Here is a 16155-nt window from a genome sequence, read left to right as displayed (position 1 = left end):
ATACCACACCGGCGCCCCCGGCGGCCGGATCCGCACCGACGGCGCCGGGTCAGCCGAGCAGACCGCCCAGCAGACCGCCGCTCTGGCCCGCTTCCTGCCCGCCACCGGTACCGCCGAGCATCCCGCCGGGCGGCAGCTCCGACGGCTGAACGATCACGAATCCGCGGCCGGAGAACGCGAGGGTGATCCCCTCGCCGGTGCTGCGGCCCATGAGCCGGCCCAGACCGAACGAATCGTTGCGCTTCACCCCGGTCTGCAGGCTGGACGACCAGGCGATCGCCGCCTGCGGATCGGCGTAGGTGGGCTGGTCGACATTGAGCACCACCGGGGTGCCGTGGCTGGTGATCGCGATCCGGCCGCGACCGCTGAACACACAGTTGAACAGGCCGGCGTTACTGGCGTATCCCGCCGCGCCCTGCACCATCCGGATGTCGTAGCCCAGCGTGGGATCGAACGCGAGCACATTGGATCCGTTGATGGTGAGTCCGTCGGTGCCGTCCAGGTCGATGATGTGCACATCCGCGGCGCCGTTGGCGACGAACAGGTCGCCCCGGCCGGATACCTTCATCAGCGGTACGCCTTCACCGGTGAGCCGCTGCTGGATGGCCCGGCCGATTCCTCCGGAACCCAGGGCCTGGAAATGCAGTTCGCCCTGGTAGGCGACCATCGATCCGGACCGGACCAGCGTTTCGCCGTTCACCCCGACCTTGATCATCTTGCCGCCCTGCTTCTGGATGCCCATACCGGACACCTCGGCATGGCGCGGGTCGAACAACTCGCTGTGCATCGGCGGAGCTCCTTGCTGAGAAGAGAAGGCGGGGGTGTGCTGCGGTGAATGCGCCGCCGGAGCGGGCCGGTCCGGGTAGGCAGGCGCGGGCTGCGCGGGATAGCCCTGGGCGGGCGGATAGGGCTGTTGCGGCGGCGGATAGCCCGGCGGCTGCGCCGGCCCCGGATAGGGCGTGCCGGAACCGGGCGGCGGATAACCACCCCCCGGGTGCGGCGCGGGATGACCGGACGGCGCCGGATACTGCGGTGCCGCCACCGGATTGGCGACCATCGTGGGATCGGTGCGCGACGGCGGCGGCGCCGAGGTGGGTGCCACCGGTTCGTCGTCGACGTTCACCCCGAAATCGGTGGCGATACCGGCCAGGCCGTTGTCGTAGCCCTGGCCGACGGCGCGGACCTTCCAGGTGCCGGCACGGCGATAGATCTCGACGCATACGACAGCGGTTTCGGTGCTGAGCCCCGAGACCGGGAAGGTGAGCGTGCCCTGCGGTCCGGTCACCGTCGCGGTCAGTGATCCCACCGACCCGAAGGTGGGCGGGCCGCTGCCGTCGAGACTGGCGGTGACCACCACCTTGTCGATATCGGCGGGTAGCACCGGGGTCTGCACATCGACGGCGTCACCGGCGCCGCGGCCGTGCCGGTAGGTGACTCCCGGCCCGGCCGGTTGGTTGAAGAACACGAAATCACCGTCGGAGCGCACCTTGCCGTTGCCCGCGAGCAGCAGAGCCGAGACGTCGACCGGCGCGGAACACGTCACCGTGACGGTCAGCCGGTCCCCCGGCGCGGGCCGGTTCTCCCCCGGAGCGAGCGTGCTCACCTCGAATCACCCCGGCCCCGTGCGCACCGCGAACGCCGTGTGGTCCGCGGGATACCCGGCCCGCGGCCGCGCATCCGTTCGATTTTCTGATCCACACCGACGAGTCTGACCGATACCGGCCGCACCGCGCCACCGCGAGACCGGACCCGCTGATACCGACCGCTCCCACCTGCGGTGACATCCGGCCGTCGGCTGTCCCGCGACGATCCGCGGCACCGCGCCGATCCTGAGAATTTTCACAGCATCCACACAGCCGCAGAACAGCACCCGACGGCACTCTGGAAGAGGACGAGTGGAACTCGGCATCAGGGAGGAACCCATGGTGGATATCGAGATCATCGGCAGCACCGTCACCGTACACGTCCGCGGCACCCATCGGGTGCTGTCGTTGTGCGAACGGATCACATTCGACCTCACCGACATCGTCACCGCGGCGCCGGCCGAGATCGACCTGCGCCCGCCCTGGGTACGCGCGCCGGGTGCGTTCTTTCCCGGTGCGATCGCCGCGGGTACCTTCCGCGGTAAGGGGCGCAAGGAGTTCTGGGACACCCTGTTCGGCGGCAAGGCCGTCCGGATCGATCTCCGCGGCACGGATTACACCCGGCTCGTCGTCGATGTGGACGACGTCGACACGGTGCTGCACTCGCTGCACCGCGCCGTCGCCGCCTGAGCGGCGCCCGATCCGCCGATCGGCCTCCTTCGCCGCGGGGCCGATCGGCGGATCATCGACGACACCGGACGCGGTGGGTGCCGCCTCCCGCCCGCGTCCTACTCCCCGGCGGTATCCGGCTCGGGTTTGGGCTGCCGGGTGACGAACCGCACCGTCGGCTCGACGATACGGGCGGCGATCGGCCCCACCACGGCCATCAGCAAAACGTAGGTGGTGGCCAGCGCCGCGAATTCGTCCGGCACCGCGCCCGCCGCCACCGCGAGACCGGCGATGACGATGGAGAATTCGCCGCGGGCCACCAGCGCCGCGCCCGCGCGCGCCCGGCCCAGCCGCGCCGACCCGGCGTGCGCGGCCGCCCACCAGCCCGTCGCGATCTTGGTGACCGTGGTGATCACCGCCAGCAGGATGGCCCATCCGAGCACCGGCGGAATACTGCGCGGATCGGTGGTCAGCCCGAACAGGACGAAGAACATGGCCGCGAACAGATCGCGCAGCGGTTCCAGGATCTTCGTGGCGCTGTGCGCGGTGGTATCGGATATCGCGATACCCAGCAGGAACGCCCCGACCGCCGCCGAAACCTGCAGGGAGGAGGCCACTCCCGCGACCAGCAGCGCCGACCCGAGCAGTTTCAGCAGGAAGATCTCGTTGTCCTCGCTGGCCACGATCGCCGAGACGTACTTGCCGTACCGGAACGCCACCACCAGCACGACCGTCACCGCCAGCAGCGCGATACCCAGCGACTGCAGGCCCGCGACGAACCCCAGGCCCGACAGCACCGCGGTCAGCACCGGCAGATAGGCAGCCATCGCCAGATCCTCGAAGACCAGGATCGACAGGATCACCGGCGTCTCGCGGTTACCGAGCCGGCCGAGATCGTTGAGGACCTTGGCGATGATGCCCGATGAGGAGATGTAGGTGACGCCCGCCATGGCGAGCGCACCCGTGGGCCCCAGCCCGAGCAACAGTGCCACGATCACGCCCGGCGTGGCGTTGAGCACGAGATCGAGCAGACCGGCCATCCAGGATCGGCGCATACCGGTGAACAATTCCGCCGCGCTGTACTCGAGACCGAGCAGCAACAGCAGCAGTACGACACCGATCTCGCTGGCGAGTGAGATGAACTCACCGGTCTCGTGTAGTTGGAGGAAACCTCCTTCCCCGAATACCAACCCGCCCAGCAGGTAGAGAGGAATGGGGGACATCCCGATCCGGGCCGCGATCCTCCCGAGCACTCCGAGCCCGAAGAACACCGCCCCCAGCTGGATCAGCGCCAGCGCGTCCGCATGCATCGCCTTGGTATCAGCCGTCTTTCAAGATATCGGCGGCGCTGTCGAGACCATCGGCGGTCCCCACCACGATGAGCACATCGCCGCCGGTGAACACGAAATCCGGGCCCGGCGCGGGCATGGCCTGCCCCGCGCGCATCACCGCCACGATGGACGTTTTGGTCCGGGTCCGCATCCTGGTCTCGCCCAGGGTCCGCCCGTCGTAGGGCGAATTCTCGTTGACCGGCAGCTGCCGGGTGTTCACACCGGCCATATCCCGGTGGTCGTTGCGCAGCTGGCCGACCAGTTGCGGAGCGCCCAGGAGATTCGCCAGAGTGCCGGCTTCGGCCTCGGTCATCGGGATCTGCGTGGTCGCATCGGGATCACCGATCTTGGTGAAGATCAGGTCGATGGTCCCGTCCTTGTGATCGACGACCCCGATCCGCCGGCGCACCGCGGTGAGCGGAAAATCCTTGCGTACGCCTATACCCGGCAGGGGTGTCACTTCGACGTTCACGATGTCACCTTAACTCGACTGTGAGTGTGGGCCGATAGCCGCACACACCCTAGCGCTACCCGGTGACGCGCGGTTCCGAAACACCGGCGAGTACCAGCGTGGGCGCCGCGCGGCTTCGGGATCATGCCTCGGTGAGGCCGCGCATCCGGTGGGCCTGCTCGGCTGCCATGACGACGTGGCGCATCAGCAACGCGGTGGTCACCGGCCCCACGCCGCCGGGGACCGGGCTCAGCGCCGCGGCGGTACCGCGGACCGATTCGGCGTCCACATCGCCGACGATCTTCCCCTCGGCGGATTCGTTGGTGCCCACATCGACGACCACCGCCCCGGAGCGTACGTTCGCGCCGGTCACCAGCCCGATCCGGCCGGCGGCGGCCACCACCACATCGGCGGCCGAGGTGACCGCGGGCAGGTCGGCGGTGCGCGAATGACAGACGGTCACGGTGGCGTTCTCGGCCAGCAGCAGATGCGCCAGCGGTTTGCCCACCACGTTGGAGCGGCCGACCACGGCCACGTGCCGCCCTTCCAGCGGGATTTCGTGATGTTTCAGCAATTCGACCACCGCCTCCGCGGTCGCCGGCGCGAACCCGGGCGACCCGGCGGTGAGCAGTCCCAGCGACAGCGGGCTCACCCCGTCCACGTCCTTCGGGGCCGCGATCGCCGGGGACACCTCGTCCAGGGCGACCCCCGCGGGCAGCGGGGTCTGCAACATGATGGCGTCGGTCTCGGGGTCGGCGCTGCGGACCGACAGTTCGGTGCGCAGGGCCTCGGCGGTGGCGTCGGCGCCGAGATCGATGATCTCGCAGTCGATGCCACGGTTGGCGGCCGATTTCTTGAGCGAGTTCACGTACCACGCGCTGGCCGGATCGTCGTTCGCGACCACCAGCGCCAGCCGCGGCGCGCGGCCCGCCTGCTCGGTGAGCGTTTTCGCCCGCGCCGTGGTTTCGGCGTTCAGGGATGCGGCGAGGTCTTTCCCGGTCAACGTTGCGGTATCCACGGGCGTTCAGCCTAGCCCCGCCCCGTCCCGGGATCCGCGACCGGCGTCGCCGGGAGTTCGGGACATGTCACGAATCGGACAGCGGCAAATCCCGGGTTCGGGTTGCGCCGGGATCTAGGGTGGGTGGCCACATATACCGCAACCCTCAGTTCACCCCCCGATCGAAATCTACGAAAGCCCAGCTCCCCCGTGGAAAGGTGTCGCCGTAGTGCACAATCGCAGAGGTCACAGAAGTCTGCAGTATCTGGTGGCGGTCTCCGCCGCCGCGAGCGTTTCCCTGGCCGGTTTCTTCGGCTCTCCCGCGTATGCCAGTCCCGAAACGGACGCCCTGTACAACACCGCCCAGCGTCATTTCACCGACGGCGACTCCATCGCCGGCCGGGCGGCGCTCAACGATCTGATCGGCCGCGACCCCACCGACGCCGAGGCGCTCTCGCTGCAGGCCATCTGGTCGCACTACGCCGGCGATATCCCGGCCATGAACGATGCGATGGGGCGGCTGCGCGCCGTCGACGGTGGTATGGCCGCCGGGACCGACCGCGTTCTGCACGCCGTCGGGGCGGGTATCGCCACCCTCCCCAACCCGTTGCCGGCCCTGGTGGGCCCGCAGACCGGAATCGTGGTCTTCGGCTTCGGTCTGCTGCCCGACGGCACCCCCCGGCCCGAATTGGTCGAACGCCTGCAAGCCGCCTGGTTGCAGGCGCTGGCCTCCCCGTTCTCGCCCATCGTGGTCAGCGGGAACAACCCCAGCAACGGCATCACCGAGGCCGAAGCGATGCGCAATTGGCTGGTCGGGAGGGGTATTCCGGCCAACCGCATCCATGTGGAGAACCGCGCCGGTTCCACGGTCGCCAACGCACTGCTCAGCGCCGAGATCCTGCACGGCCTGGGGATGAACAGCGCGGTGGCCGTGACCTCGCCGAACCATATCCGGCGGGCCGTCGCCGATCTCTTCGTCGCCGGGATCCCCGTCGTGGGTGCCACGACTTCGCTGAACCAGCTGGTCTCCCAGCTGCCACCGCCGAGCAAACAGGCGCAGTACAGCATCTACCTCGACGCCACCCGCACCTTCCGCCTCAGCACCAGCCGCTGATCCGCCCGCGCGACGCCGCGCGGGTCATACCGACGCCACCGCCGACCGGATCCGGTCGGCGGCCTCGTCGGGTGGGATATCGGCGATGAACGCGCCCATCGCCGATTCGGAACCGGCCAGATATTTGATCTTGTCGGCGCCGCGCCTGATGGAGGTGAGCTGCAGGTGCAGGCGGACGGCGTCGCGTCCGGTGTGGACCGGCGCCTGATGCCAGGCCGCGATATAGGGGGTGGGATCGTCGTAGAGGGCGTCGATGCCGCGCAGCAGCCGCAGGTACAGCGTGGACAGTTCGTCGCGTTCGGCCTCGTCGGTGGCCGCGAGATCGGGGATCTGCCGGTGCGGCAGCAGATGCACTTCGATCGGCCAGCGCGCCGCGAACGGCACGAAAGCGGTCCAGTGCCGGCCTTCCAGCACCACCCGGCCGCCCGCGCGTTCGGTTTCCAGTACGCGCTCGAACAGATCGGGGCCCAGTCGGCGGACCGAGTCGAGCAGGCGGGCGGTCCGGGGTGTCACATATGGGTAGGCGTAGATCTGGCCGTGCGGATGTGGCAGCGTGACACCGATCGCCCGGCCCCGGTTCTCGAACGGGAAGACCTGTTGCACCCCGGGCAGCGCCGAGAGGTCGGCGGTGCGGTCGGCCCAGGCCTCGATCACGGTGCGGGCCCGGCTCGGGGTGAGGTCACCGAAGGAGCCCTCGTGTTCGGGGCTGAAGCACACCACCTCGCAGCGCCCGACCGCCACGCGCTCGCGCCCGAAACCGAGCGCGGTCATATCCTCGAGGCCGTCCGGCGCGGGCGGTTCGCCGGGCACCGCGGGCGGCAGGGCGGGGCCGAACGACGGTGAGCGGTTCTCGAAGACGGCGACATCGTAGTTATCCGGTATCTCCGACGGATTCCCCGGCGTCTGCGGGGCGAGAGGGTCGAGATCGGCCGGCGGCAGTACCACCCGGCTCTGCCGGGCAGCCGCGATGGAGATCCATTCCCCGGTGAGCACATCCTGGCGCATCACCGCGGTGGGCGGTCTGGGTTCGAGCCGCCGGGTGTCGATCCGGCGCTCCGGCCCCAGCCGGGTATCGGCGTCGTCGTAGTAGATCAGGTCGCGACCGTCGGCGAGGGTGGCGGTGCGCTTCACGATACGGGTGGGCACGCCTCACGATAACCAGCTCGTGGCCCCGGCCGGTCCAATCCATCCCGGCGGGTTGGCGCGGCCCGGGCCCGCGAACCTCCGGGCAAAGCGCGTCGGCAATCGCCTTGCCATTCGACATCCGATTGGTTATGGTCGAACAGACTAAAACAATGCGGAGGTGATCCCCGATGGGATACGGCAATTGGGACCACAGCGCGTACCGCGCCGCCGAGGACTACCGGGCGAGCCACGGTATCGATGATTTCGGCTATACCGCGGAGCTGCGGAATCGGCCGTACGACACCTGGACGGTGCATCCGGACCTCGATCCCTTCGGTGTGCGGACGCGCGAATGCCGGGATTCGGCCGAGCACGGGAATTCGCTACCGATCGCGGTGCTCTTCGATGTCACCGGATCGATGGGCCGGGTGCCGATCATCATGCAGCGCAAACTCGGGAAACTGCACGGACTGCTGCGCGACAGGGGCTACGCCGACGATCCGCAGATCCTTTTCGGGGCGATCGGCGACGCCGATACCGACCGCGCGCCCCTGCAGGTGGGGCAGTTCGAATCCGACAACCGGATGGACGAACAACTGCGCACGATCCTGCTGGAGGGCGGGGGCGGCGGGCAGAAGTCCGAAAGCTACGAACTCGCGGCGTATTTCATGGCCGAGCACGTGGTCACCGACGCCTGGGAGAAACGCGGCGCGAAGGGTTATCTCTTCCTGATCGGCGACGAACTCAACAAACCCCGGCTGGCCTCTCGCCATATCCGCGCCGTCCTCGGTGACCATATCCGCACCGATATCTCGGTGGAATCCATCTACCGTGAACTCGCCGAGCGCTGGCATATCCACTACATCCTGCCGAATCAGTCCTCCTACTACCGCGACCCGGAGATCGCGGCGCACTGGCACGGGCTGCTGGGGCAGAACTTCCTGCGGCTCGACGATCCGGGCGCGGTCTGCGAGCTCATCGCGCTGACGATCGGCCTGGCCGAGGACCGGGTGGATATCCGCACCGGGCTGGCCGATCTGCGCGATGTCGGATCCGCGGACGAGGCGGCGGCGGTCGGGCGGGCGCTGCGGCCCCGGGCCCCGAAGGCGCTGCCGGAGGCGGGCCGGTGAGCATGGCCGGCCGGCCCGGGGATCATCTGATAGTCGTCGATCTCGGTTTCGGCGACGCCGGTAAAGGCGCGACGGTGGATTGGCTGTGTTCGCCGGAGGCGGATCTGGGCGTGGGCGCCGTGGTCCGTTTCAACGGCGGCGCGCAGGCCGCGCACACGGTGATGACCGCGGCGGGTCATCACACGTTCGCCCAATTCGGTTCCGGGACGTTCTCGGGGATACCCACCCTGCTTTCGCGACACACCCTGGTGGATCCGATCGCCCTCGCCGGCGAGGCACGGCAGCTGGTCGCGGCGGGGGTCGCCGATCCCCTGTCGCTGCTGTCGGTGGACGAGCGCGCCCTGCTGGCCACGCCGATCCACGGCGCCGCCAACCGGGCCCGGGAAGACGCCCGCGGCACGGCACGGCACGGGTCGTGCGGGATGGGAATCGGGGAAACCGCCGCCTACGCGCTCGGCCACGACGCGCCCCGGGTCGCGGATTGCCTGCGTCCCGACGTTCTACGGGAAAAGCTCCGCTCGCTCGCCGCCCACTACCGGCCCCTGCTGGAAGGCGGCGGCCACCGCCACGACAGCATCGATACCCTGGTCGATGTCTATCGCGAGTTCGGCCGGGCGGTGCGTATCTCCGGCCCCGACGAACCCGCCCGGCTCGCGCGGCGCGGGCGGCTGGTCTTCGAAGGCGCACAGGGGGTGCTGCTCGACGAGTGGCGCGGGTTCCATCCGCACACCACCTGGTCGACGGTCGAACCGCGGAATGCGCGGGCCATGGTGGCCGGGCTGGGCGCCACCGCGGCCGTACTGGGCGTCACCAGGACATACGCCACCCGTCACGGCCCGGGCCCCTTCCCCACCGAGGACGCTCGCCTGCGAATACCCGAAGCGCACAACGGTGCGGGCGTCTACCAGGGCGAGTTCCGCCGGGGCCATCTCGACGCGGTACTGCTCCGCTACGCCGTCGAGGTCTGCGGCGGAATCGACGGGCTGGTGGTCAACCATCTCGACGCCGCCCATCACGGACTCGTCGCGACGGCCTACTCGACCGCCGAGGGACCCGGGTGGGCGCCCGCTCCGGGCCGGTGGCGGGATCTGGCGTATCAATCCGCGCTGACCACCCGGCTCATGACGGCGGTGCCGGTGCTCACCGCCCTGCCCGCGGACCCGGTCCCCTGGCTCGAACACAGTCTCGGCGTACCGGTCGTGCTGACCGCCGCCGGACCCGGCCGCGCCGACCGCACCCCACGCGCGCCGTTCCCGGCGACCGCGGCCACCGGGACGGCACCGGGCACGGGCCGGACGGCCGCGCCGGTGCCGTGATACCGGGAACAGTGCGTAACCGGTACCCCGGTAACGAGAACGGCCCCGGCGGCATCGGATGCGGCAGTATGGGGCCCGTGGACCAATCGGCGGTATCGGTGGATGTCGTGGCGTTGCGGTTCTGGGCCGACGACGCCGCGGTTACGTTCGGGATCGCGGCCCGCGGCCACGAACCCTTCACCGGGCAGGTGGCATTACCGGGTGTACTACTCGGCCGGGGCGAACGGCTGGCCGATGCGGCCGCGCGCGCGGTGCGCACCAAACTCGGCGTCCCCGGCGGCGCCCTCGGCCCGGTCGGGCAACTGGTCACCTTCGACGAACCCCATCGCGATCCGCGCGGCCCCACGCTCTCCATCGTCATGTGGGCGGTGACCAGTCCGCACGAGGGTCCGGCCGAATGGGTCTCCTTCGACGACACCCCGGCGCTCGCGTTCGATCACAACAGCATCGCGGCCGCCGCCCGCGGCCGGCTCTGCGGACTCCTCTGGAAGGACCTCACCCTCACCCGGGCGCTGCTGGGCACGCAGTTCCCGGCCACCCGGGCGGTGGACCTGACGGCCTCCCTACAGGGATCCCGGCCCGACGCGGCCAATCTCAACCGGACCCTGGCCGGGATCCCCGGGCTGGCGAAAACCGCAGAACGGCGGCGCACCAAGGCCACCGGCCGGCCGGCCGCGGTCTGGGAGTTCAGCCCGGAGCCATCCGGCTGAGGTGCTCCCATTTCCGCCGCTCCCCGGCGCGCATCTCCTCCAGCTCCACCACCTGGTCGAAGGACGCGGCGCCGACGATCACGAACCGCGGCGGATCCGCGAGACCGGCGAGTTCGAGGATCGCCGGAACCGCGGTGGCGGGATCGGGTCCGGCCTCGTCGCCCCACATCGCCGCCAATTCGTCGCGCAGGCCGTCGTAGGGTGCCAGTGGCGCGGTGGCCGTGCTACCCGCGGTGAACAACCCGGTGTCGTATCCGCCCATCTGCACCGCGGTGACCTTGATACCGAAACTCTCGACCTCCATCGCCAGGGCTTCGCCGAATGATTGGAGGGCGGCCTTACCGGCGCCGTAGAAGCCCACCGACGCCATTCCACCGCCGGCGCCCATCGAGGTGATCTGCAGTATCCGCCCGGACCCCTGCTCGCGAAGCCGGGGGACCACCGCCTGGGAGACCCAGACGGCTCCGAAGAAGTTGACGTCGAGGTGGGCGCGGATCTGCTCCTCGGTGGCCTCTTCCGCCATGCCGTACAGCATCGTTCCCGCGTTGTTGACCACCACGTCCACCCGCCCGAAGGCGGCGAAGGCCTTTTCCACGCCGTCGAATACGGCGTGCCGGTCGGAGACGTCGAGGGAGAACCGGACCAGGGTGTCCGGGTGGGCGGCCGCCAGATCGTCGAGCGGCGCGATGGTGCGCGCGACCGCCACCACCCGGTCGCCCAGGGCGAGCGCCGCTTCGGTGAAGGCACGGCCCAGACCTCGCGAGGCTCCCGTGATGAACCAGACTCTCGCAGTAGCAGTCACAGCGACTTCTCCTTCCTTACGAGACGAACCGTCTCGTTTCGACGTGACGAGTATGCGATGCGGTCGATCGCTTTGTCAAACGAACCGTTGCGTCTCGATCGATGGGTAGGCTCGATGCCGTGAGCAGCACCCAGCACCCGGAGCCTTCCCGGCGCAGCGAACGCTCCCGGCAGGCGATCCTCGCGGCGACCCGCGAACTCATCTCCGAATCCGGCTACGCCAAGGTCTCCATCGAGGCGATCGCCGCCCGGGCCGGTGTGGGGAAGCAGACGATCTACCGCTGGTGGCCGTCCAAGGGCGCGGTGATCTTCGATTCCTTTCTCGCACTGGGGGAATCCGATGAGGGGTCCGGGATCGAACTCCCCGATTCCGGCGACCTCGAGGCCGACCTGAAACTGGTCCTGCGGGCCACGGCGGCGGAATTCGCCGACCCCGATTTCGAACGGCCGATCCGTGCGCTGAACGGCGAACTCGTGCACGACCCCGAACTGGCCGCGCTCTACCACGAGAAACTGGCCGGCCCCATGGACGAGGCCAAGAAGGCCAGGCTGCGCAGCGCGCAGCGCGCGGGACAGCTGGCCGCCGACGCCGATCTCGATCTCGTCCTCGAAACGCTCTACGCGCCGCTGTTCCAGCGCTGGCTACTGCGGACCGGCCCGCTCACCGCGGATTACGCGGACGCGCTGGTCGATATCACCCTGCGCGCGTTCCGCCCCTGACCGCGGGAAGACATCCCGCGTTATTTCCGTGCGCGGCCGCCGCGGGCTCGACAGACTGACGGCATGACCGCGTTCGATACCGATGCCGTCGCCGGCCGGCTCCGGGCGGCGGGATGCGTCTTCGCCGAGGAGGAGGCACAACTACTGGCGACCGCCGCTCGCACCGAGGCCGAGCTCATCGGCCTCGTCGAGCAGCGGGTGTCCGGTATCCCACTGGAGTACCTCCTGGGCTGGGCCGAATTCAAGGGAATCCGGGTGGCGGTGCGGCGCGGGGTGTTCGTCCCACGGCAGCGGTCGGCACTACTGGTCGACGAAGCGATGGCACTGGCCGCCCGGCGGGCACCGCGCACCGTCGTGGACCTGTGCTGCGGTTCGGGCGCACTGGGGCTGGCGCTGCTCACCGCATCGGCCACCGGCCCGGCACCGCCGCCGGATCTGTTCGCGGCCGATATCGATCCGGTGGCGGTGGGCTGTGCCCGGGAGAATCTCGCGCCGGTGGGCGGCCGGGTGTTCGAGGGCGACCTCTTCGACCCGCTCCCCGCGACACTGCGTCACCGCGTCGACATCCTGCTGGCCAATACCCCCTACGTCCCGACCGGGCAGATCGCGCGGATGCCGCCCGAGGCCCGCGATCACGAACCACCCGCCGCGCTCGACGGCGGGCCGGACGGATTGGACCTGGCCCGCCGGACCGTCGCCGCGGCACCGGCCTGGCTGGCACCCGGCGGCAGTCTCCTGATCGAGATCGGAGCCGATCAGATAACCGAGACCACCGCGCTACTCGCCGCGGCGGGATTGGACCCGCGTATCGCCCGATCCGGAGACCGGGCGGCCACCGTGGCCATCGGCACTATTTCCGGCCGGTGAATTGGTCCATGGAGTGATACACGCCGACAGTGTTCAGGAACAGGTCCCGTAGCTTGATCGGCAGCACACCCGAGAGCGCCTTGTTCAGCCGGGAGGTCCACGGCAGGATCACCACCGGGGTGCCCTTCTTCATCTCCGCCCAGGAGGTGTCCACCACCTTGTGCTGGTCGAGGATGGGGGTGAGCCAGAAACCCTTGGCGCCTTCGAACATTCCGGTGTCGATATAGGTCGGGCAGACCGTGGTGACCCGCACGTGGGCGTGACCGGCCTGCTGCAGTTCGATCCGCACCGAATCCGACCAGCCCAGCGCCGCCCATTTCGAAGCGGCATACACGCTCATCCGCGGATTGTGCACCAGACCGGCCGAGGAGGCGATGGTCAGTACCCGGGCCGCGCCGGTACCGGCCACCATCGCGGGCAGGAACTCGAGGGTCACATACATCGGCGCGAGGGCGTTGATGGCCATCGTGCGGTCGATATCGTCGCGGTCCTTCGTTTCCCAGAAGTAGGTGTTGCCGCGCACGATACCGGCATTGTTGACCAGTACGTCGATATCGCCCACCTGCTGCCGCACCGCGTCGGCGGCCGCCGTCACCGCGGTCCGGTCGGAGATATCGACCCGGTGGGTATGCACGGTGCCGCCGGCGGCGGTGAGCTCGGCGGCGGTCTCGGCGAGCGCGGTCTCGTTGATATCCCAGAGCACCACCGCGGCGGCGCCCTCGCGCACCGCGCGCTCGGCGAACAGTTTGCCCAGGCCCATGGCCGCGCCGGTGATCAGCACCTTCTTACCGGCCACTGTATCCAGTTTCATCGTTGGCATTCCTTGTCGTCCTGCAGAACCGGTCCGGCAGTGGCCTACTTCTGCCGCAGCGTCTTCATCACCCGGAAGTAGAGTGTCATGGTTTTGGCCCAGGCCGCCTCCGACATCCCCGGCAGCGGCGCGATCGGCAGCATCCGCTGGACCGCGATGGTCTGGGTGTCGACGTACTTCAGCAGCCCCTCCGGCCCGTGCCGGCGACCGGTGCCGGAGATCCCCACCCCGCCCGACGGGGCGTCGGCGCTGCCCCAGGCGGCGATGAAACCCTCGTTCACGTTCACCGAGCCCGCGTTGATCCGGGCGGCGAATTCGCGGCCCCGCGCGGCGCTACGGGTCCAGACGCTGGCGTTCAGCCCGTAGGGGGTGTCGTTGGCCTGTTCCACGGCCTCGTCGTCGGATCGCACCTTGTAGAGCGAGACGACCGGGCCGAACGTCTCCTCGCGGTAGACGGTCATCGCGGAGGTGACATCGGCGAGCACGGTGGGTTCGTAGAAGTAGGGGCCGAGGTCCGGCCGGTGGGTGCCGCCGGCCAGCACCGTGGCGCCCTTGGCCACCGCGTCGTCGACATGCGCGCGCACGGTATCGAGCTGCCGCTGGAAGGTCAGCGAACCCATATCGGTGGAGTAGTCCAGCGGTGAGCCGAGTTTCAGCGCCCGGACCGCCGCGACGAATTCGGTGGCGAACCGGTCGTAGACGTTCTCGTGGACGTAGATGCGTTCCATGGATTCACACAGCTGGCCGGCCGACGCGAAACTGGCCCGCACCGCCGTTCTGGCCGCGGCCACCGGATCGGCGTCGGAGAGGACCAGTAGCGGGTTCTTTCCACCCAGCTCCAGCGAACAACCGATCAGCCGCTCCCCCGCCTGCCGGCCGATGGTGCGGCCGGTGGCGCTGGAACCGGTGTAGTCGACGTAGTCGGCCCGGCCGATGATCTCGCCGCCGATCACCGATCCGCGACCGAGCACGATCTGCCAGAGATCCTTCGGCAGCCCGGCCCGGATGGCGGCGTCCACGGCCCACAGCGCGGTGAGCGCGGTCTGGTTGTCGGGGCGTCCGACCACCGCGTTACCCGCGACCAATGCGGGCAGGGCGTCCGATACGGCCAGCGCCAGGGGGTAGTTCCACGGCGAGATCACCGCCACGACCCCCTTGGGTCGCTGCCGTACCTGCACATCGGTGAGAACGGGCAGCACACCGCGCGGATTGCGCCGGGCGAGCAGTTTGGGGGCGGTGGCCGCGTAGTACCGGGAATTGACCGCGACATCGCCGACCTCGTCGAAGGCATGGGCCCGCGATTTCCCGGTTTCGGTCTGCACGATATCGAGGACGGTGTCCTGTTCGGCCAGCACCAGATCGTGGAAACGCCGCAGCACCGCGGCACGCTCCCGGACCGGCACCCGGGCCCACTCCCGCTGGGCGGCGCGGGCCCGCTCGAACGCGGCCTCGATATCGGCCACCGAGGACTGCGGCAATTCGGCGATCCGCTCCCCGGTGGCCGGCGCGTCGACCGTGACAGCGGGCGCCCCGCCCGCCGCGGCCCGGGCGAGCAGCGGTTTCACCAGCTCCGGGGTCAGTGCACCGGTGGCGGGACGCTGGGCGGTCGTCATGGTCGGCGTCTCCTGAGCGAGTCCGCGTCGGGGGGATTCCCACGACGCACGGATTAATTGAACAGTGGTGTTAGAGTAATGCCCGTGCCGCATGCCGTGTCAAGGGCTCCGTTTCCCGCAACAGCCCGAACCCGCCGGGCACTGTGGGATGTCACATCCGGGCCGGGACTCGCGTCATGAGCGAGCGCGCGAGCGAGCATCCGGCACCGGCGACCGATTCCGGGCCGCCGCGGCGCGGACGCCCGCCGCAGACACGCGAGCAGGCCGATCAGGTGCGGGCCCGGATCGTGCGGGCGACCGCCGAGGTGTTCACCCGCAACGGTTCCCGGGGCCTGAGCGTCGCGCAGATCATCGACCAGGCCGGGCTGTCCCGCCCGACCTTCTACCGCTACTTCGCCAACGCCACCGAACCCCTCAACGCCGTCCTGGAGGTGTCCAACGCCGGCCTCGTCGGGGGGATCGCCGCGGCGCTCGAGGCGAGCGGCGAGGGCGTGGAACTGGGTATCCGGCTCATCGACGCCTACCTCGACTGGGCCCGCGGCCACGGGGCGATGCTGCGCCCGCTGTTCGCCGAACTACACGATCCGGGTTCGCCGGTGTCGGCGTTCCGCAACGACGCCCTCGACGGGATCCGCGCGATCGTGCGAACCAAATTCGGGGAACTCGGCCGGCCGGTGCCGGCCCCGCTGGACCTCGACGCGGCGCTGCATGTCTGCGAATACGTGGTCTACCGGATCTCCGACGCCTCGGAGCCCGGGCGCGAACCGGCCGCCGAAACGGTGGCCGCCGCCCGGCTCACCATGATCCGGGTGGTCCTGGCCACGCTCGGCAATACCGACGACGTGCTGTACGCGATGGCGCTACCGGGTATCTTCCCCGCGGCCGGCACCGCCACGGACTGAACCGGCCCCGCGGCC

Annotated in this window: 16 protein-coding genes; 8 read left to right on the top strand and 8 right to left on the bottom strand. The window is 69.6% G+C overall.

Translation table 11 applies throughout. The features are described from left to right. Positions 1-49: 49 nt before the first annotated feature. A complete protein-coding gene (locus ACWDU1_RS07710) occupies positions 50-1603 on the bottom strand; it encodes an AIM24 family protein (protein WP_449996509.1) in 1554 nt (517 codons plus the stop codon). A 319-nt stretch (positions 1604-1922) separates the two neighbouring features. On the opposite strand from ACWDU1_RS07710, the gene ACWDU1_RS07705 reads away from it, so the two are divergent. Further along, positions 1923-2273: a hypothetical protein gene (locus ACWDU1_RS07705; protein ID WP_449996507.1), complete on the top strand. Its 351-nt coding sequence runs from the start codon at positions 1923-1925 to the stop codon at positions 2271-2273. 98 nt (positions 2274-2371) lie between these two features. On the opposite strand, the gene ACWDU1_RS07700 is transcribed toward ACWDU1_RS07705, so the two are convergent. The 3 genes from ACWDU1_RS07700 to ACWDU1_RS07690 all read right to left on the bottom strand — a co-directional run bounded on the left by ACWDU1_RS07700 (position 2372) and on the right by ACWDU1_RS07690 (position 5052). Next, positions 2372-3562, bottom strand: a complete 1191-nt coding sequence (locus ACWDU1_RS07700) for a cation:proton antiporter (protein WP_449996505.1) — start codon at positions 3560-3562, stop codon at positions 2372-2374. Positions 3563-3572: 10 nt separating this feature from the next. Then, on the bottom strand, positions 3573-4055 hold the full coding sequence (locus tag ACWDU1_RS07695) for a cation:proton antiporter regulatory subunit (RefSeq protein ID WP_449996504.1): 483 nt from the start codon (positions 4053-4055) through the stop codon (positions 3573-3575). Positions 4056-4176: 121 nt separating this feature from the next. After that, positions 4177-5052: a bifunctional 5,10-methylenetetrahydrofolate dehydrogenase/5,10-methenyltetrahydrofolate cyclohydrolase gene (locus ACWDU1_RS07690; protein ID WP_449996503.1), complete on the bottom strand. Its 876-nt coding sequence runs from the start codon at positions 5050-5052 to the stop codon at positions 4177-4179. 208 nt (positions 5053-5260) lie between these two features. Here ACWDU1_RS07690 and ACWDU1_RS07685 point away from each other — a divergent pair, with 208 nt between their 5' ends. Beyond that, complete coding sequence (locus ACWDU1_RS07685) at positions 5261-6145, top strand: YdcF family protein (protein ID WP_449996501.1); 885 nt, start codon at positions 5261-5263, stop codon at positions 6143-6145. Positions 6146-6169: 24 nt separating this feature from the next. Here the strand turns inward: ACWDU1_RS07685 and galT are convergent, their stop codons facing one another. After that, a complete protein-coding gene (gene galT / locus ACWDU1_RS07680) occupies positions 6170-7291 on the bottom strand; it encodes a galactose-1-phosphate uridylyltransferase (protein WP_449996499.1) in 1122 nt (373 codons plus the stop codon). A gap of 167 nt (positions 7292-7458) precedes the next feature. On the opposite strand from galT, the gene ACWDU1_RS07675 reads away from it, so the two are divergent. From ACWDU1_RS07675 to ACWDU1_RS07665, 3 genes are all read left to right on the top strand, one after another. After that, on the top strand, positions 7459-8400 hold the full coding sequence (locus ACWDU1_RS07675; protein WP_449996497.1) for a hypothetical protein: 942 nt from the start codon (positions 7459-7461) through the stop codon (positions 8398-8400). Positions 8401-8402: 2 nt separating this feature from the next. Beyond that, complete coding sequence (locus ACWDU1_RS07670; protein ID WP_449996511.1) at positions 8403-9716, top strand: adenylosuccinate synthetase; 1314 nt, start codon at positions 8403-8405, stop codon at positions 9714-9716. A 77-nt stretch (positions 9717-9793) separates the two neighbouring features. Then, a complete protein-coding gene (locus tag ACWDU1_RS07665; RefSeq protein WP_449996495.1) occupies positions 9794-10426 on the top strand; it encodes an NUDIX hydrolase in 633 nt (210 codons plus the stop codon). Here the strand turns inward: ACWDU1_RS07665 and ACWDU1_RS07660 are convergent. Further along, entirely contained in the window at positions 10404-11228 is an 825-nt protein-coding gene (locus ACWDU1_RS07660) for an SDR family NAD(P)-dependent oxidoreductase (protein ID WP_449996493.1), read from the bottom strand. The two genes, ACWDU1_RS07665 and ACWDU1_RS07660, sit on opposite strands and share 23 nt — an antisense overlap. A 119-nt stretch (positions 11229-11347) precedes the next feature. Between ACWDU1_RS07660 and ACWDU1_RS07655 the strand changes: the two genes are divergently transcribed. Beyond that, the gene (locus ACWDU1_RS07655) at positions 11348-11947 is read left to right on the top strand and encodes a TetR/AcrR family transcriptional regulator (RefSeq protein WP_449996492.1); all 600 of its coding nucleotides are present in this window, start codon (positions 11348-11350) and stop codon (positions 11945-11947) included. Between the two features lie 63 nt (positions 11948-12010). Continuing rightward, complete coding sequence (locus tag ACWDU1_RS07650) at positions 12011-12814, top strand: putative protein N(5)-glutamine methyltransferase (protein WP_449996490.1); 804 nt, start codon at positions 12011-12013, stop codon at positions 12812-12814. Here the strand turns inward: ACWDU1_RS07650 and ACWDU1_RS07645 are convergent. Further along, a complete protein-coding gene (locus ACWDU1_RS07645; RefSeq protein ID WP_449996488.1) occupies positions 12798-13625 on the bottom strand; it encodes an SDR family NAD(P)-dependent oxidoreductase in 828 nt (275 codons plus the stop codon). The genes ACWDU1_RS07650 and ACWDU1_RS07645 overlap by 17 nt on opposite strands. 44 nt (positions 13626-13669) lie before the next feature. Beyond that, positions 13670-15238: a succinic semialdehyde dehydrogenase gene (locus tag ACWDU1_RS07640; RefSeq protein WP_449996487.1), complete on the bottom strand. Its 1569-nt coding sequence runs from the start codon at positions 15236-15238 to the stop codon at positions 13670-13672. A gap of 176 nt (positions 15239-15414) precedes the next feature. Here ACWDU1_RS07640 and ACWDU1_RS07635 point away from each other — a divergent pair, with 176 nt between their 5' ends. Beyond that, the gene (locus ACWDU1_RS07635) at positions 15415-16140 is read left to right on the top strand and encodes a TetR/AcrR family transcriptional regulator (RefSeq protein ID WP_449996485.1); all 726 of its coding nucleotides are present in this window, start codon (positions 15415-15417) and stop codon (positions 16138-16140) included. Positions 16141-16155: the final 15 nt, after the last annotated feature.

The sequence above is a fragment of the Nocardia sp. NPDC003345 genome (assembly GCF_053589395.1).
This window is presented reverse-complemented; position numbering and strand designations above follow the sequence as displayed.